Annotated in this window: 17 protein-coding genes; 10 read left to right on the forward strand and 7 right to left on the reverse strand. The window is 58.7% G+C overall.

The features are described 5' to 3' along the window. Positions 1 to 5 precede the first annotated feature (5 nt). The 8 genes from JLC71_RS07165 to JLC71_RS07195 all read left to right on the forward strand — a co-directional run bounded on the left by JLC71_RS07165 (position 6) and on the right by JLC71_RS07195 (position 4,505). Positions 6 to 212 carry a helix-turn-helix domain-containing protein gene (locus JLC71_RS07165; RefSeq protein WP_200918060.1) on the forward strand — a complete coding sequence of 69 codons (207 nt, stop codon included), beginning with the start codon at positions 6 to 8 and terminating at the stop codon, positions 210 to 212. Then, positions 209 to 436 carry a helix-turn-helix transcriptional regulator gene (locus tag JLC71_RS07170; protein WP_200918061.1) on the forward strand — a complete coding sequence of 76 codons (228 nt, stop codon included), beginning with the start codon at positions 209 to 211 and terminating at the stop codon, positions 434 to 436. The genes JLC71_RS07165 and JLC71_RS07170 overlap by 4 nt, the downstream gene beginning before the upstream one ends. Further along, positions 433 to 648: a hypothetical protein gene (locus JLC71_RS07175; RefSeq protein WP_200918062.1), complete on the forward strand. Its 216-nt coding sequence runs from the start codon at positions 433 to 435 to the stop codon at positions 646 to 648. Before JLC71_RS07170 ends, JLC71_RS07175 begins: the two co-directional genes overlap by 4 nt. Beyond that, the gene (locus JLC71_RS07180; protein WP_200918063.1) at positions 645 to 1,166 is read left to right on the forward strand and encodes a hypothetical protein; all 522 of its coding nucleotides are present in this window, start codon (positions 645 to 647) and stop codon (positions 1,164 to 1,166) included. The genes JLC71_RS07175 and JLC71_RS07180 overlap by 4 nt, the downstream gene beginning before the upstream one ends. After that, positions 1,153 to 1,392 (forward strand): hypothetical protein, encoded by a 240-nt coding sequence (locus JLC71_RS07185; protein WP_200918064.1) that lies wholly within the window; start codon positions 1,153 to 1,155, stop codon positions 1,390 to 1,392. The genes JLC71_RS07180 and JLC71_RS07185 overlap by 14 nt, the downstream gene beginning before the upstream one ends. Further along, on the forward strand, positions 1,385 to 1,519 hold the full coding sequence (locus JLC71_RS16590) for a hypothetical protein (protein ID WP_255517415.1): 135 nt from the start codon (positions 1,385 to 1,387) through the stop codon (positions 1,517 to 1,519). The genes JLC71_RS07185 and JLC71_RS16590 overlap by 8 nt, the downstream gene beginning before the upstream one ends. Positions 1,520 to 1,605: 86 nt before the next feature. Next, positions 1,606 to 2,619 (forward strand): DUF7146 domain-containing protein, encoded by a 1,014-nt coding sequence (locus JLC71_RS07190; RefSeq protein ID WP_200918065.1) that lies wholly within the window; start codon positions 1,606 to 1,608, stop codon positions 2,617 to 2,619. Continuing rightward, the gene (locus JLC71_RS07195; protein ID WP_200918066.1) at positions 2,616 to 4,505 is read left to right on the forward strand and encodes a DUF927 domain-containing protein; all 1,890 of its coding nucleotides are present in this window, start codon (positions 2,616 to 2,618) and stop codon (positions 4,503 to 4,505) included. Before JLC71_RS07190 ends, JLC71_RS07195 begins: the two co-directional genes overlap by 4 nt. Before the next feature lie 277 nt (positions 4,506 to 4,782). Here JLC71_RS07195 and JLC71_RS07200 read toward each other — a convergent pair whose 3' ends face one another. Both JLC71_RS07200 and JLC71_RS07205 read right to left on the reverse strand, forming a co-directional pair. Continuing rightward, on the reverse strand, positions 4,783 to 5,079 hold the full coding sequence (locus JLC71_RS07200; protein ID WP_200918067.1) for a hypothetical protein: 297 nt from the start codon (positions 5,077 to 5,079) through the stop codon (positions 4,783 to 4,785). A gap of 719 nt (positions 5,080 to 5,798) precedes the next feature. Then, positions 5,799 to 6,743, reverse strand: coding sequence for an integron integrase (locus JLC71_RS07205; protein WP_491523249.1), 945 nt, complete (start codon positions 6,741 to 6,743; stop codon positions 5,799 to 5,801). Between the two features lie 2,740 nt (positions 6,744 to 9,483). On the opposite strand from JLC71_RS07205, the gene JLC71_RS07210 reads away from it, so the two are divergent. Continuing rightward, the gene (locus tag JLC71_RS07210; protein ID WP_200918068.1) at positions 9,484 to 10,026 is read left to right on the forward strand and encodes a hypothetical protein; all 543 of its coding nucleotides are present in this window, start codon (positions 9,484 to 9,486) and stop codon (positions 10,024 to 10,026) included. A gap of 411 nt (positions 10,027 to 10,437) precedes the next feature. On the opposite strand, the gene JLC71_RS07215 is transcribed toward JLC71_RS07210, so the two are convergent. From JLC71_RS07215 to JLC71_RS07235, 5 genes are all read right to left on the reverse strand, one after another. Further along, positions 10,438 to 10,755, reverse strand: a complete 318-nt coding sequence (locus tag JLC71_RS07215) for a hypothetical protein (RefSeq protein WP_200918069.1) — start codon at positions 10,753 to 10,755, stop codon at positions 10,438 to 10,440. A 489-nt stretch (positions 10,756 to 11,244) separates the two neighbouring features. Continuing rightward, positions 11,245 to 13,089 carry a glycosyl hydrolase family 8 gene (locus tag JLC71_RS16630; protein WP_305066885.1) on the reverse strand — a complete coding sequence of 615 codons (1,845 nt, stop codon included), beginning with the start codon at positions 13,087 to 13,089 and terminating at the stop codon, positions 11,245 to 11,247. Between the two features lie 338 nt (positions 13,090 to 13,427). Continuing rightward, positions 13,428 to 13,856: a glutaredoxin-dependent arsenate reductase gene (gene arsC, locus JLC71_RS07225; protein ID WP_200918070.1), complete on the reverse strand. Its 429-nt coding sequence runs from the start codon at positions 13,854 to 13,856 to the stop codon at positions 13,428 to 13,430. Between the two features lie 22 nt (positions 13,857 to 13,878). Continuing rightward, positions 13,879 to 14,952 (reverse strand): ACR3 family arsenite efflux transporter, encoded by a 1,074-nt coding sequence (arsB, locus tag JLC71_RS07230; protein ID WP_200918071.1) that lies wholly within the window; start codon positions 14,950 to 14,952, stop codon positions 13,879 to 13,881. 52 nt (positions 14,953 to 15,004) lie between these two features. Then, entirely contained in the window at positions 15,005 to 15,334 is a 330-nt protein-coding gene (locus JLC71_RS07235) for an ArsR/SmtB family transcription factor (protein ID WP_200918072.1), read from the reverse strand. A gap of 238 nt (positions 15,335 to 15,572) precedes the next feature. On the opposite strand from JLC71_RS07235, the gene JLC71_RS07240 reads away from it, so the two are divergent. After that, positions 15,573 to 16,073 carry a GNAT family N-acetyltransferase gene (locus JLC71_RS07240; RefSeq protein WP_200918073.1) on the forward strand — a complete coding sequence of 167 codons (501 nt, stop codon included), beginning with the start codon at positions 15,573 to 15,575 and terminating at the stop codon, positions 16,071 to 16,073. Positions 16,074 to 16,145 lie beyond the last annotated feature (72 nt).

Here is a 16,145-nt window from a genome sequence, read left to right on the forward strand (position 1 = left end):
ACGTAATGCAACGAGTCCACCCGCTTCCGGCTGACCTCACCCCCACCGCCGCCGCCGTCGAAATCGGCGTCACCACGTCCACCCTTGCGACCTGGCGTTGCCGTGGCAGCGGCCCGGCGTACATCAAGCGCAACGGCAAAGTGTTTTACCGTCGCGCCGACGTGGCGGCATTCATCGCCAGCCGCACCACTGAGCACGGGGGCGAGCAATGACCGCCCCCACCATAGCCCCCGGCGCATCCCTGCTTCGCCTGCCTGAGGTCAACAAACGCACTGCGCTGTCTCGTAGCTCGATCTACGCCGCCATCGCGGCCGGCACGTTTCCGGCACCGGTGCGGCTGGGCGGCAACAGCGTTGCTTGGGTGTCGTCCGAAATCGACGCTTGGATCGGCGAGCGCATCGCCGCCCGTGGCCCCGCAAAGGAGAGCCAGCAATGACCGTTACCGAATTGATGGCCAGCCTGCCGACTGGTGAAGCCATCCACTACGCGGATGCCGTAGCCGTTATCAATGGCGAACGCGCTTACAAAGCGGCCTTGATCGCTGCGCAAGGAGATAAAGACGTCGCGCTGGGGATTCTGCACTATGCCGCCAGCCAGCGACTGCATGCCTGGCTGAATCAAGCCAAACCCACCGGGACTGCACCATGACCGCCACGACCGCGCCACCGCACGGATTGGCCAGCCGAGCAGTCGATAATAATGAGACGTATTCGCATAAATTTGCCCGGTTCGCCATTCGGAACAATCGTTCACTTGCACTTGCGCTGACCATTGCATCGCGTGATACTCACTGCGTCGCGTTCAATAGCGCGACCGGGATTGGCGTCCCGATTGAATCGGCGGACAACCGCCAGCAAGGCGGCTTTTTTACGTCCGTGTACCACTATTGGTGCGTCCAGTTTATGGCGGGCCGTAGTGGGGGCGTGCTCGCACGCGCCGGTTTTCGATTCACCGGTACGCCAACCCTGCTACGTGCCTGCCACCCTCGATTGGCGTCGATTGGCGGGCCTTTACCCGAATCGGAGGCCACCATGCCAAACACCGCCCTTCGTGCGTTCACCACGCACGCGTTTACATCCTTTGCCGCTGTTCTCACCCACGCCGGCGAACCCGTCGCCGCGCTGACCTTGCCCGATGGCAGCGAGGTGCAACATGGCCAAGCCTGAATCGCGCGCCGTCGTGCTGACGGCGGAGTTTGTGGATATGGCGGCGCTGTCGATGGCGTCGATTGAGGATGTGCTTCCGCTGCTGGCGGCACTTGAGGCGCTGCCGGATGACGCCGGCAAACATATGCGCAGCATCGGCGTTGTGGTTCGGCAGGCGCTGGAAAACGCCCATAACGATATCGACTGCCTTCGGGAATCTGTCCTTACCGGAGATCGCCATGCGTAAACCCGCCCGCAATGCCGCATTGCTGACCCGCGCCACGCGTGACCGGATTACCGCTGCCATCGCCGGTTTGAGCCGCACGCGCTCGACCCGGCCGCAACGCGCCGCCGCCCGCCGCCCCCGCTACTAAACCGATCAGGAATCAACCCATGATAACGACCTCCATCGAGGCCGGTAGACCCGGCTACGCCCAAAAAACCACGAACGGTGGCCGCCATGGCTGAACGTCTCGACCTCAATACCCTGAAAGACCTGGCCCGCGACCGCTGGCCGGCGATCCTGCAAGCGGCCGGCATTGAGGCCCACCACTTGGGCAAACGGCATTGCCCCTGCCCGATCTGCGGCGGCAAGGATCGCTTCCGCTTCACCGACCGCGACGGGCGCGGCTGCTTCGTCTGCAACAAGCATCGCCCGGACGGGGGCGATGGTTTCCACCTTCTGGCCGATTGGCTGCGTTGCGACTTTATCGGCGCGGCGCGTTTCGTTTCTGATTACTTGGGCGGTGCGGCGGTGACGGCTATCGCCATCGACCCGGCCGAACTGGCCCGGCGCAAGGCCGCCGAGGATGCCGAACAGCAACGGCTATGGGGCAAGGCTCGTACCGACAATGCCGCGCTGTGGCGTGCTGCTGCCCCGGTCTGCGCTGATTCTGCGGTCGGGCGCTATCTGGCCGGGCGTGGCTTGACGCTGGATCGCTACCCCAAGGCGCTGCGCCATCACCCCGCCTTGCCGTACTGGCACGCAACAAACGGCCATCCGGTGCTGCTGGGCACGTTCCCGGCGATGCTGGCGGCGGTGCAAGCGCCATCGGGCGAACCAGTGGCACTGCATAAAACCTACCTGACCGACGATGGCCACAAGGCCGACGTGCCCAGCGTGAAGAAATGGGGCAGCCCCAGCGGCATCAGCAAGGGCGCGGCGGTGCGCTTGTTTCCGGCAGGGCCACGGCTGGCGATTGCCGAAGGCATCGAGACGGCGCTGGCGGTGCATTGCGCCAATGGCCTGCCGGTCTGGGCCGGGCTGTCGGCGCATGGCGTGGCGCATGCCATCTTGCCGGCCGAAGTCACGGATGTGTTTATCTTTGCCGACCGCGACGAAAACGGCGCAGGCGAACAGGCTGCCGAAACCCTCGCCGGTCGCTTGATTGCCGAGGGGCGAAGCGTTCGTGTACTGGTTCCCGGTGAAGTCGGGCAAGACTGGCTGGATGTGATGAACGGGGGCGAAGCATGAGTGCCGACCTCAATCATTTGAAAAACCCCGATGCAGTGCCGCCGATCAATACGCCGGCGACCGATGCGGCTGCGGCCCCTACAGCCCCTGCGGCGTCCGCCACGCCCAGCGGCAAGCCCAAGGCCAAGCCCGCCACCAAGGCCGTCCCAAGCGGCTTTGATCGCTTTATCACCAAGGCCGACGGCGTGTACTACCGCCCCGACGAGGATAGCGACCCACGCAAGCTGTGCGGCCCGCTGCGCATCGTTGCTCAGGTGCGCAATCAGGACGGGGCCGGCTGGTCGGTGCTGGTGCATCTGCAAGATTTGGACGGCACGCCCAAGGATCACCTCATCCCCCGCGCCAAGCTATTATCCGATCAGTCGTCACGGGTACTTGAAGAGCTGGCGGAACAAGGCTTGTGGTTCTCGTACGCGGCCGACCTGAAAAAACTGATGCTGCAATACCTGCAAACCGGCGTTGATGCCCCCCGCGCCCGGTTGGTGCCGCGTACCGGCTGGAACGGTTCGGCCTTTGTTCTGCCTGACCGGGTGATCGGCGACAGCAAGGAAATGCTGATCTATCACGGCGGCGCGGCGGCTGAAATGGCATTGGCGGGTACGCTGGATGGCTGGCGCGATGGCGTGGCCCGCTATGCGGTCGGCAATCCGATCATGCTGCTGACGCTGGGCGCGGCGCTGGCCGGGCCGCTGATGGCGTTCTTCGGCATGGATTCGGGCGGCTTCCATATCGCCGGGCCGTCGAAGAACGGCAAGAGCGTCGCTTGTCGGGTGGCGGCATCGGTATTCGGTTCACCCAGCCGTTATGAGAAATCGTGGCAAACCACCGCCACCGGGGCAGAAGCCCAGCTCGAAGCCCATAACGACCTGCCGCTGATTCTGGATGAGATCGGCCGCGCCAAGGCATCCGACGTGGCGGCCGTGGTCTACATGCTCAGTCAGGGCCAAGGCAAGAGCCGGGGGCGGGCTGATGGCGGTTTGCGGGCGATGACGCGCTGGCGCTGCTTCGTACTGTCGAACGGCGAGCATTCGGTAGCCGACTACCTGAGCACGCACGGCGTGCCGGTCAACGCCGGCCAGTTGGCCCGACTGCTGCATGTGAGCGCCGAACGCCGCCACGGTGCCTTTGATGAACTGCACGGCTTTGCCGATCATCCGGCCTTGTGCGGTGCCATCGCGCAAGCCGCCGATCAGCAACACGGCGTCATCGGGTTTGCGTGGCTCGAATCGCTGGCGGCAATGGATGGCGACACGCTGCGGCGTGAGATCGAGCAGGCGGCTGCATCGTTTGCTGAGGCGTTCATCCCGGCCAAGGCATCGGGACAGGCAACCCACGCCGCACGCTATTTCGCGCTGGTTGCGTACGCCGGGGAAGCGGCGACCACGGCGGGCCTGACCGGCTGGCCAGCGCGCGCCGCATGGGATGCGGCCGGGGCGCTGTACGGCGACTGGTTGCAACATCGTGGCGGCGGCGGCAATGAAGAGGACCGGCAGATATTGCGTCGCGTGCGGTTGTTTTTCGAGCAGCACGGCGAGGCCCGCTTTACCCGATGGGATCGCGACGATGCCGTGATTGATGAGCACGGCCCGAAAACGCTTGCCCGCTGCGGTTTCCGCAAGACGGAAATCATATGCAGCGACGGCACGGCCAGCGGCAGCCAGCGCAGCGAAACCACTTATTACGTGCTGGCCGGCTCATGGGGTAGCGAGGTGCTCAAGGGCTTGGACGTTCGCCGCGCCAACCGGCTTTTGCTCGATCTTGGCGTGTTGTTGCCTGACGCCAGCGGCAAGGCATCCCGTACGCAACACCTGCCCGGCATGGGGTCGCCAAGGGTCTATGTGGTCACGCCGGCGCTGTGGCAAACCGGGGGCGATGATGACGCCTGATGCAAAAGGGAAACCGGTGGGCCATGCTGATTTAACCAATGAATATGCGGCTTCCCGGCGGATAAGGGACGCGCCAGTCCTGCCGGCCGGGGTCGGAAAACCTGACACGTCTGACACGTTCAAGACTGCTCGCGTCATGGTAAAACCCTTTATAAATCAACGGTCTGACACATCTGACACATCTGACACCACAAAAACGCGGATACAGGGAAAAGGCGTGCTGCGGACGGTCGCGCAGGATCCCTTACGCGCGGTAGATTTGACGGCGGCCGAATGGTCATTCCGGCTTGAGCTTGTAAGGCAGATGGCCGACCGGCTGGGGTGCGATCAGGCGGGCCGGGTGGACATCGCACGGCAACTCCGGGAGCAGGGCGGCGACTTCCTCACGGTACTGGTTCACCTGGCCATCGCCCACGCCCTGCCCATCGTTGATCGGTTCGACTTCTGGCGGCTTGCTCATCCCGGTTGTCACGTCCTGCGAATCGAAACGCCCACGCACGCCGGCTTTGTCGCCATCCCTGCCGGCCGGGCTGGGGCTGATCTGTTCGAAGGGGCGGTGGCGACCATCGGTCAAGGGGTGGGGGTGTCGAAGTCTGGCGCTGCTGCGTTGGGCAAAAAGCCGGGGGACCCTGTGACATAGGACGAACTGGGGGGGCGCAGAACCCCAAGCCCGCGCCAGTTAGGGGCATTAATCCGGCTCGGTCACTTCATCGGTCGGTCGGCCAATCGGTCGGTCACGATGGGCAAAGCCTATCGCGGTCGGGTAACGGGTCGGGGCTTGGGTCCTTCCCGGTGGTCTGGTGCACGGGTAATTCGGACCCCGTTACCGCGCCAGCTACCCGCCGGCGGGGTTAGTGAACTGGTGCACCGGTGAACCGTTCACCTCATAGGCCTAGACAATCACAAAGGGCTTACCGGTGGGCGTTGCTGATGCGAGCGGCATGACGGCCGGTTTTGTAGTCGGGCAGGCAGAAACCGGGGGCAACTACATCTATCTATATTTTTCAAATCGCCTTTGTCCCGTAGAGGTGTCGGACGTGTCATCAGCGCACCGAGCAGATCGCCCGCAAGGGTGGGTGAAAACAGGCGATTTGCGATTTTCTCGCTCTGACTCCCACCGTTTTTCCCACCGTTTTTCCCTAGCAAACCGGAAACCCGCATAGATACTGGTGGCGCGAACTACCGGATGGAATAAGCGCACCCGCTTATCCCGGCCACAGCCGGCCACCCAATCAGGGTGCCGGCTTTTTTGTGCCCGGCTTCCTGCGGAACCGGCCCTCATTATTAGCGCGCCTAGTAATCCAGCGGGCTGATCACCCCACGCCCACCTCGATTCAATACGTGGGTGTAAATCATCGTGGTCTTGACGTTGGCATGACCGAGCAGCTCTTGCACGGTGCGAATATCCTGCCCTGCCTCCAGCAAATGCGTCGCAAAACTATGCCGTAGCGTATGTGGCGTAGCCAACTTGGTAAATCCCAAGCGCAATACCGCAGCCCGCATCGCCCGCTGCATGCCTTTTTCATCGGCATGATGCCGGCGAATTGCGCCGCTGCGTGGATCCACACCGCGCCGCGCCGATGGAAAAACGTACTGCCAGCCCCACTGCCGCCCGGCATTCGGATACTTGCGCGCCAAGGCATAAGGCAAATACACATCGCCAAACCCATCCCGCAAATCGGCCCGATGCAATAGCTCGACCCTGGCCAAATGCTGCTGCAATGCGCCCGCCAAAGACTGCGGCAACATGGTGACCCGATCCTTGAAACCCTTGCCCTCCCGGATCAGTAACTCACCGCGCGCGAAATCGATATCCTTCACCCGCAAACGCAATGATTCAAGCAAGCGCAAACCACTGCCATACAACAAACGCGCGACCAATCCCCAGGTGCCATCCATTTCGTTCAACAAGGCGCGCGTTTCGGCCACCGTGAGCACGACCGGCAAACGCGAAGGCGCTTTGGCCTGCGTCACTTCGCTTAACCATGGCAATTCAAGCACCAGTACCTCACGGTACAGAAACAATAAAGCAGCCTTTGCCTGATTCTGCGTTGACGCAGTGACATTGCGAACCACCGTCAGATGACTCAGAAACGCCTCGATCTCCGTCTTGCCCATGTCGCGTGGATGCCGCTTACCATGAAACAAAATGTATCGTTTGATCCAATCAAGATAAGCTTGCTCTGTGCGCAAGCTGTAATGCTTGACGCGAATGCGGTCACGCACCTGATCAAGCAAGCGTGGCGTAGCTGGCGAGGGCTCCGACATGGTGTGTTTCCTCCCCGCGTTAGGGTGTACTAAAGCCGTTATAGCCGAACAAACTACCTGCGCCAACGCCATCAAGGGTTCAGCACATCACTGATGGTGCTTTTAATCACACCACTTAGGTGAGCTTTTAATCTCACCTTTTAGGGTGTCTACTTATAGTTAGGTGCCGATGAGCTCCCGAATCCCTACTCCGCAAGAGTTTTTGGCATATACAGGCGCTCATACACACCGCCTCTGGGCAGAAGTTGGCCCGAATTGGGTTTGCCCAGCCTGCCGCCGAACCAAATTTCAGATTCTTCGATGGACAACGAGATTTCCCGGAAAGCCACAGGCGTTCAAAGATTGGATGGCTCCGCTTCACAAACATCATGATCACTCGATTGAGTTGCGCTCAAACCGACAGCCACGGTTTCCAGAAACTATCATCTGCGATCAGTGCAACTCATCTGACGGCGCAGCAAAGCGGAAGCTCAAACTTCCAAAAAACTTCTCTTTCTCACCAACTGAAATAGGGTTGTTTGTGATCGCGGAGCCACATAAAAAGCACACCATAAATAGTGACGTGGCTTATGCAATCTACTTAGCACTCTCACAGAGAGTGAACATTCAACCGAGTGGACAAGTCAGCACCTAACACTTCGTTCAACCGGGACCGGCTAAAGCCGGCCCGTTATCTCAAACGTTAGGGATCAGGCGCATTCCTGATCGGCTCTTTCAAGTCAGTTACTTTCAAAAAGTTTTTCCCTGCTTTGGCTTTGCAATCTCGTTGCCCATTTTGTTGTGGTTTAGCTGTCTCAGTATCGTGGTTCAGTTGCAATATCTTTTTACCGTCGTAAATCTTCTTTTCAGGTTTCAACCCTCGCTTCGACTTGGTGCGGCAGGTTGGCAACTGAATAGTAGTGGTCGTAATTAGCTAAAAAAGGCTCGGTGGTTTAGTTGAAGTTGGGTTCCCTGGCAGTACTTCGTTGTCGGGGTGGTTTTTTCCAACAATGCGGTGTGCGATGTTTCTCTTTTTGGCGTTGCTGTGGTTGTATTCAAGTTTCGGGGTTGCGTGCGGCGCAAGCAAATAAAAAGTCGCAACCCTAACATTTCAATCAAGCGGACGGCCTTCGGCCTCCGCTTATTTCAAACGTTAGGGATCAGGCGCATTCCTGATCGGCTCTTTCAAGTCAGTTGCTTTCAAAAAGTTTTGCCCTGCTTTGGCTTTGCAGTCTCGTTGCCCATTTTGTTGTGGTTTAGCTGTCTCAGTCTCGTGGTTCAGTTGCAATATCTTTTTGCCGTCGTAAATCTTCTTTTCAGGTTTCAACCCTCGCTTCGACTTCGTGCGGCAGGTTGGCAACTGAATAGTAGTGGTCGTAATTAGCTAAAAAAGGCTCGGTGGTTTAGTTGAAGTTGGGTTCGCTGGCAGTGCTTCGTTGTCGGGGTGGGTTTTTCCAACAATGCGGTATGCCATGTTGCTCTTTTTGGTGTTGCTGTGGTTGTATTCAAGTTTCGGGGTTGCGTGCGGCGCATGCAAATCAAAAATCGCAACCCTAACATTTCAATCAAGCGGACGGCCTTCGGCCTCCGCTTATTTCAAACGTTAGGGCTTTATGCAACTATTAGCACGGCTCATCAAGTCCGCACTTGTCGCATCGCTCATACCACCCATAGTGTTTATTGTTATTGATCTTATTGCCAGCTACGAAGTAACAATAAAATTGATACTGGCCACAGCTTTTATTGCTTGGCTTGGCGGACTCTCCATTATAATGTTCATCGGCCTGCCAGTATCTCTCTTACTTATAAAGACACAGCGCTTCCGGTGGCTATATGTCGCAATTGCTGGATTTATTACCGGCCTCATGTTGCCGGTAGTAGTAAACTATTTATCAAATCTTCTGCATAATCATTCATCTAAAGACTCAATTTTTATTCAATTGGTAGGCGGTTTCTTACCTGGGCTTCTTGGTCTTGTATGTTCACTTATATTCTGGTGTTCTTGGTCAAGCTCTTCATCGAAAAGGTGATTTGACTCCGCCCTAACACTTCAATCAAGCGGACGGCCTTCGGCCTCCGCTTATTTCAAACGTTAGCAACCTTGCTATATCTCCATCAATGCGCAATATGATCTTCATGTCCCCAAAAAAAACAGGCATCTCCTCTCTAGCTCTCGTTGCAATTTTATCTACGCTTGGATGCGCAACTCATAAATATGAGCAACCGCAACCAACAGATTCTCATTCAATAATTACGATTACTCATACTGGGCTAACCAGCCCATCCTCAACGACGGTCTTTGTATATGAAACACCCAATTGCACCGAAAGAAAGAAATTTGGTCAACTTGCGCAAGTTGGGTATATCAAACCGGTCGACGCCCGCTTAAGGGCTGACGAGCAGGTGTTCCTTGTTTCACGAATAACAACATCCGAGCTAAAGTCCGACTTTACAACTAGGGTTGTATTTGGCTGCTTCAACGAAATAAGCTTTACCCCTAAAGCAGGGGGTAAATATTCGATAAAGCAAGAAACACCATTTAGGCACACCTGCGAAATATCAATTCTAGATGACGCAACCGGTATGTCACCGCCTGATGTCGTTGTGATTACTCCACCTAAGGAATGCCTCAGCTTAAGTGAGCAATAAATAAGCTAACAATTCAGTCAACCGGGACCGGCTAATGCCGGCCCGTTACTTCAAACGTTAGCCACAACCGGAGGACGTTCTCTTGTCCAAATGGATTTTTGCCCTCGTACAATTTTTCCCGTTATCTCTTTTCGCAACGTATGCGTTCTGGGGTGGAGCACCAACTGATCAGCGGTGGCAGGAAGCATTTCAGCTTGCTGCTGTTGCGTCCCTCATCCAACTTGCAATCGTTCTGCCTCAGCACCGCCCAGTTAACCGGCTTGTCCTCGCTGCAAATATTTATCTTTTATTGGGCGGGGCTGCATTCCAATTCCATCAATGGTGGTTTCTGAAGCTTTATGATCAGCTCAGAGAGGCCGCCATCTTCACCACCATGATTGGAGTTGGCATCATTTCTATGCTTTTCACCAATTCTGGGTATGCCTCACTTATATCGGCGCCACGTCACGTGGCACTACGTGCATCACTTTGGCTTCTCGCAGCTACAGCACTTGCCCTTGTGGCATCAGTTATTTTCCGTGGCGATCGAACATATGCCGCTGTGCTTCCAATTATTGGCTTGGCGGTTTTACAGCGCATCCTTGTCAATAAAGCGCATCGTCACTCAGAAGCGAATGCGGGCTAACACTTCATTCAACCGGGACGGGCTAAAGCCCGCCCGTTAATTCAAACGTTAGGGTGAAGGCACTGCTCGGCATGCCCGCTCACATTGGTTTAGGTTTCATCGGCAATTTGAAATGGCGGTTCGCTGGCGAAAGCCAGCTTCCGTTTGCACCTCGCACCAACGGCTTATCCAAATAAAAAACTAACCAGGTTATTTTTCTTTACTGTGGTGCTTGTTGCTTTTCTTTAGGGTGGCTTGGTGCAAGCCGGTTTAGCTTTGCATCTCGTTGATGCAGTGCGGTATGCTTCAAAAACAAAGCGGGCGTTCGCGGATAACGAAACCAAAATCGCCCTAACACTTCACTCAAGCGGACGGCCTTCGGCCTCCGCTTAGTTTCAACGTTAGGGTGAAGGCACTGCTCGGCATGCCCGCTCACATTGATTTGGGCTTCATCGGCAATTTGAAATAGCGGTTCGCTGGCGAAATCCAGCTTCCGTTTGCACCTCGCATCAGCGGATTCTCCCAATAAAAAGCTAGCCAGGTTCTTTTACTTTGCTGCAGTGCTTGTTGCCTTTCTTTAGGGTGGCGTGGCGCAAGCCGGTTTAGCTTTGCATCTCGTTGATGCTGTGCGGTATGCTTCAAAAACAAAGCGGGCGTTCGCGGATAACGAAACCAAAATCGCCCTAACACTTCACTCAAGCGGACGGCCTTCGGCCTCCGCTTAGTTTCAACGTTAGGGATCAGGCGCATTCCTGATCGGCTCTTTCAAGTCAGTTACTTTCAAAGGGTCTCGCCCTGTTTTGACTTTGCAGTCTCGTTGCTCATTTTGTTGTGATTTACCTGCCTACGCATCGTGGTTCAGTTGCAATATCTTTTCACCGTCGTAAATCTTTTCTTTCACGTTTCAACCCTCGCTTCGATTTAGTGCGGCAGGTTGGTAACTAAATGGCAGTGGTCGTAATTAGCCCAAAAAGGCTCGGCGGTTTAGTTGAAGGTGGGTTCGCTGGCAGTGCTTCGTTGCCGGGGTGTTTTTTTCCAATAAGGCGACGACGACAGTACGCGTGAGATAGATCGGTTTGGGGTAAGGGAAAACTCAGCCCTCGGCTAATTTGTGCAACAAAGCCGGTGTTGTACCCAACGCCATCCGCCCGCGACCAAGGGAGAGCCGATTTGCAAAAGGCGGCAGCCGGCCAATGCCAGTAGCCGCCAGCCTTGTGCAATTGCCTCTCCCTTAGATCTTCATTTGCACACGCCCTTGCTGCTCCAGAGCGATGGCGTCGTCGCGGGTGTCCAGCCGGCACCGACATAGGCCACATGCGAAACGGTGGCTTGATAGCTGACGCCGGCGTACTCGACCAGCGTACCGACCTGATAGCTACGCCCTTCCTGCCATGCCACAGGACAACTTCCCCCTGCCGGAGTCGGAGTCGGAGTCGGAGTCGGAGTCGGAGTCGGAGTCGGAGTCGGAGTCGGCGATGGTACGGGCGTCGGCGTCGGGCTGACCGCTCCGCAGGCCCCCAGATCCTTCCAGGGTTTGCCGTCGCCGACGTTGTTTGCCGGGGCGTCACCCTGTGTCCACCACTTGGCCGAATAGCTGCGCCCGTTGTAACTCACCGTGGTGCCGCCGTTGTACGCCGTGCCGGCCACCCAGTTGGCAGCGGTGCAACTGCCGGATGGCGTTGGCGTTGGCGTTGGCGTTGGCGTTGGCGTCGGCGTCGGCGTCGGCGTCGGCGTCGGCGTCGGAGTCGGAGTCGGAGTCGGAGTCGGAGTCGGAGTCGGAGTCGGAGTCGGAGTCGGAGTCGGAGTCGGAGTCGGAGTCGGAGTCGGAGTCGGAGTCGGAGTCGGAGTCGGAGTCGGCGCAGTGTATTTCGGCTGTTGCCACAGCCCCGCCACCGCGATCATCGACAGCAGCCGGATCGAATCTGAATAGTATTCGTTGACCGGTGCGGCCGAGATCCGCGTCCACAGCGCGTTGAGCCAGCTCTGGTTGGCCCCGTCGATGGTCGCGCTGACCGCAAACGGCGCGGCGAAGGCCATCTGGAAGTACGGGCTCAGCGCGGTGCCATCCAGTGCATAGCCGCCGAAAATGCGATTCGGGTCGCCATCGGTTGCCGTGGTGCTCACCCAGCGATTGAGCGCCTGCAGCAGCGGCAATGCACGGGTATCGCCATTGATCAGGTAATCCAGACTCAGCCGCCACGGCACCCGGCAGTTATTCCAGGCGTAGTTGCCGTCGTTGGCGCCTTCCAGAAACCCGGCCGGCGCCGGTTTGTAATCGGCCCCCTGCTTGACCATGAAGTCAGGCAGCAGGCCCGTGCCCGGCGCGTAGGTGCGGAACACCGAATCGGCAATCGTATAGCTCTTGTCGAGCACGTACTGCCAGCGCACATCCCCGGTTGCCTCATGAAACGCGCGCAGGTGGTTGAACATGAAATCCGAACCACGCAGGCCCTTGCCATAGGTCGGATCGGCGTCGCTGACCCAGTCGCCGATTTTGAGCGTCCACTCCGATTGGTTGACCACCTTGTCCATCATCGCGTTGATGGTCTTGATCGCCTCGCCGCGGTAGTCGATCGCCCCGCTCGAGCCCCAGATCCGGTCGGCCAGAAGCAGCGCATACGCCGCGTCGAGGTCGCCATCGGTCGCGGAATTCTGGCCGTCGGTATCGATCAGCCGGTTGCCGGACAGCGATTGCGCCCAGGCCATCAGCCACGGGCTGTTGAGCGTCGGGTGGGCACGGTAGTAGCGGAACAGCGCATCAAACATGCTCCTGGCCTGCGGATCCCGCGCCGCCATCTGCGTCATCGCCAGCATGCCGAAGCCCTGCCCCTCGGAAACCACCTGCTTGCCGGTTTCAGCGCCAAACCACACGTAGTAGCGACTGCTGTCCTGCGGATCCGGCCGTAGATAGCGCGCCTTCCACGCCGCATAGGCCGCATCGACCTGGTTCAGCATCTGCGTGTTGTCGACCTGGGCCGGTGTGATCGTGCCCGGCACATAGGCAAACGCCGGGCTGACCGGAAACAGGCCGAACTGGCTGGCGACCAGCATCACGGCGATGGCTTTTCTGATGGGGAATGACAACGTGGTGCGCTCCTGGCTGTGGCCTCGTTCGGCATGGCGGGATCACCCAGCCTTGCATCGACGAAAGCAAATCCGTTTTATGGAAAGCGCATTGTCAGTTACATGGGACTCGGGATGTAGCCGAGCAGACCTCCGTCGCGTTTTGCAGGATGACCGGGAGACGCTGTCGCACCAGCGCCAAACCGCGATGACGAACCTAGGACGGCAGCCGCTCGACCAGGCCGGAGAGTCGAGACCGCGTCGCCACAAAGACGCTGCAGGCGCTGGCCGAAAGCGCGGACCGACGCGGCACATCTGTTTCACGCCCCGTTCGGGCTTTTCGGGGAGCCCCCACGGCGTTAGTAGCCGACCCGTTTGCCCTGTGCATCGATCACTGCCTCGCCGTCTTCCTTGCTGAACGCGCCCTGCTGCGGCTGCGGCAGCAGATCGAGCACCAGCTCGGACGGACGGCACAGCTTCGTGCCGAGTTCGGTGACGACGATGGGCCGGTTGATCAGGACCGGATGTTCGAGCATGAAGTCGATCAGCTGGTCGTCGCTCCATTTGGCGTCATCAAGACCCAACGCCTCGTACGGCGTGCCGCTCCTGCGCAGCAAGGCCCGAACGCCAGTACCCATCGCGGCGATCAGCGCGACCAGCTCATCGCGGCTCGGTGGCGTTTCCAGATAATGGATGACGGTCGGTTCGATGCCGGCGTTGCGGATCAGCGCCAGCGTATTGCGCGAAGTGCCGCAGGCGGGGTTGTGATAGATCGTGACCTTGCTCATGCTGTTCTCCTGTCGATTTCGTTTATTGAGCTGCGCCGCGCTCGTACCACGGCTTGCTGCCATTGACGATGCGCACCACCAGCAGCATCACCGGCACTTCGATCAGCACGCCGACCACCGTCGCCAGCGCCGCACCCGATTCAAAGCCGAACAGGCTGATCGCGGCGGCGACGGCCAGCTCGAAGAAGTTCGATGCGCCGATCAGCGCCGACGGGCCGGCGACCGAATGCTTCTCGCCGACCTTGCGATTCAGCCAGTACGCGAGACCCGAATTGAAGAACACCTGGATCAGGATAGGCACCGCCAGCAATGCGATCACCAGCGGCTGACGGATGATCGCGCCGCCCTGAAAGGCGAACAGCAGCACCAGCGTCGCCAGCAGCGCGGTAATCGACCACGGCTGGATCTTCTGCATGGCAGCGTCAAACGCGGCCTGGCCTTTGGCCAGCAGGGCCTTGCGGATCACTTGGGCGATCAGCACCGGGATGACGATATACAGCACCACCGAGGTCAGCAGCGTCGCCCACGGCACGATGATGCTCGAGACCCCGAGCAGCAAGGCCACCAGCGGCGCGAATGCGAACACCATGATCAGATCGTTCAGCGCCACCTGCGACAGCGTGAAGTAGGCATCGCCGTTGGTGAGCCGGCTCCAGACGAAGACCATCGCCGTGCATGGCGCCGCGGCGAGCAGGATCAGCCCGGCAACATAACTATCGAGCTGATCGGCCGGCAACCACTGTGCGAACAGCACGCGGATGAACAGCCAACCGAGCAGCGCCATCGAAAACGGCTTCACCAGCCAGTTGATGAACAAGGTGACGCCGATGCCCTTGATATGCGCCTTGACCTGATGCAGCGCACCGAAGTCGATCTTCAGCAGCATCGGGATGATCATCACCCAGATCAGCAGCCCGACCGGCAGGTTGACCTTGGCGACTTCCATCGCACCGATTGCCTTGAACAGCTGAGGCAGCCCCTGCCCCAGCGCGATGCCGACGACGATGCACGCCAGCACCCAGGCGCTCAGATAGCGTTCGAAAAAAGGCATCGGCGCGGCGGCGCGTTGGCCGATGACTTCACATTGCGCGGACATCAAATACCCCTGTTCCATTCACACGCTGCGTCGCAGCGATCGCTTTTCATCTTTAACAGCAGCTATCATCGCAGGCTTGCGGCGCGATACCGCACGGCGCGCCGCCACAGCAGTTGTCGGTGAGGAAAGCCAGCAAGGCGTTCATTGCCGCGTAGTTGGCCGAGTAATAAATGAAGCGGCTCTCCTGCTTTGCGGTGATCAGCCCGGCATGCGCCAGCTCCTTCAGGTGGAAGGACAGCGTCGCCGGGGCCACACCGAGCGACTCGCCGATCCGGCCGACGGCCAGGCCGTCGGGGCCGGCGGTGACGAGCAGCCGGTACACGGCCAGACGGGTTTCCTGCGCCAGCGCAGAGAGGCGGATGACTACGTCTTTGTTTTCCATATTTCTATTTTTATAGAAATATGGAATCAATGCAAGCGGCAAGCATGATGACCGGCTCGTGCCTCGGTCGCGCCGTGCATGACGGCAGGCGCCCCCGTTCACCGCGCGTAGCCATCGCCCTGGCACCGCCTGCGAAGACAGGCAGTCCCCGGTCAGAAACGAGCATATCGGGCTATATGGTCAGGCGGTGCCGAGCAAGATAAGCTTGCGGCAACGTTAAGAAACCGGAGCAGCAGCCATGACAGCACCTCAAGCAGGAATCGGCAGGGCAGACGAAGCCGACCTGGAGGGTATCCTCGAACTTCAGGCCGCCAATCAAATCGAGCGCGGCGGTGCGCTGTCAGCCTCCCTACCCCGCTCCCGTGTGGCTGCGATGATGGACGATATGCCGCTGATCGTCTCGCGCCGGGACGGCCGCGTCACCGGTTTCCTGATGACGACTTCGCGGGCGATGAATGCCGATCTTCCCATTGTTCAAGCGATGTTTGCCGCATACCAAGGTAGCGACGATGCGTACATCTACGGCCCGATCTGTGTCGGCGCCGATGAACGTGGTAAAGGTTTGGCGCAAGCGATGTTCAGGGAACTGCAGCGCCTGGAGTCGGGGCGGGAAGGTGTGCTTTTTATACGGCGCGACAACGAAGCCTCGCTTCGCGCACATGCCCGCATGGGCATGCGTGAGGTTGCCGGGTTCCGGTTCAACGGCTTTGATTTTGCGGTTTTTTCCTATATCGGCTAAGGCAAACATAATGCGGCCTCGATGATCCGCGTTCCGGCCATCGCTCAGCGCCTTCGCGCCTTGCTTCAGGCG

It is taken from the genome of Jeongeupia sp. HS-3 (assembly GCF_015140455.1).
In the GTDB taxonomy this organism is placed as follows: Bacteria; Pseudomonadota; Gammaproteobacteria; order Burkholderiales; family Chitinibacteraceae; genus Jeongeupia.

Coding starts and splice junctions, on each gene's coding strand:
- JLC71_RS07165 (WP_200918060.1), top strand. CDS start 6: ATGCAACGAGTCCACCCGCTTCCGGCTGACCTCACCCCCACCGCCGCC.
- JLC71_RS07170 (WP_200918061.1), top strand. CDS start 209: ATGACCGCCCCCACCATAGCCCCCGGCGCATCCCTGCTTCGCCTGCCT.
- JLC71_RS07175 (WP_200918062.1), top strand. CDS start 433: ATGACCGTTACCGAATTGATGGCCAGCCTGCCGACTGGTGAAGCCATC.
- JLC71_RS07180 (WP_200918063.1), top strand. CDS start 645: ATGACCGCCACGACCGCGCCACCGCACGGATTGGCCAGCCGAGCAGTC.
- JLC71_RS07185 (WP_200918064.1), top strand. CDS start 1,153: ATGGCCAAGCCTGAATCGCGCGCCGTCGTGCTGACGGCGGAGTTTGTG.
- JLC71_RS16590 (WP_255517415.1), top strand. CDS start 1,385: ATGCGTAAACCCGCCCGCAATGCCGCATTGCTGACCCGCGCCACGCGT.
- JLC71_RS07190 (WP_200918065.1), top strand. CDS start 1,606: ATGGCTGAACGTCTCGACCTCAATACCCTGAAAGACCTGGCCCGCGAC.
- JLC71_RS07195 (WP_200918066.1), top strand. CDS start 2,616: ATGAGTGCCGACCTCAATCATTTGAAAAACCCCGATGCAGTGCCGCCG.
- JLC71_RS07215 (WP_200918069.1), bottom strand. CDS start 10,755: ATGCGCCTGATCCCTAACGTTGAAACTAAGCGGAGGCCGAAGGCCGTC.
- arsC (WP_200918070.1), bottom strand. CDS start 13,856: ATGAGCAAGGTCACGATCTATCACAACCCCGCCTGCGGCACTTCGCGC.
- arsB (WP_200918071.1), bottom strand. CDS start 14,952: ATGTCCGCGCAATGTGAAGTCATCGGCCAACGCGCCGCCGCGCCGATG.
- JLC71_RS07235 (WP_200918072.1), bottom strand. CDS start 15,334: ATGGAAAACAAAGACGTAGTCATCCGCCTCTCTGCGCTGGCGCAGGAA.
- JLC71_RS07240 (WP_200918073.1), top strand. CDS start 15,573: ATGACAGCACCTCAAGCAGGAATCGGCAGGGCAGACGAAGCCGACCTG.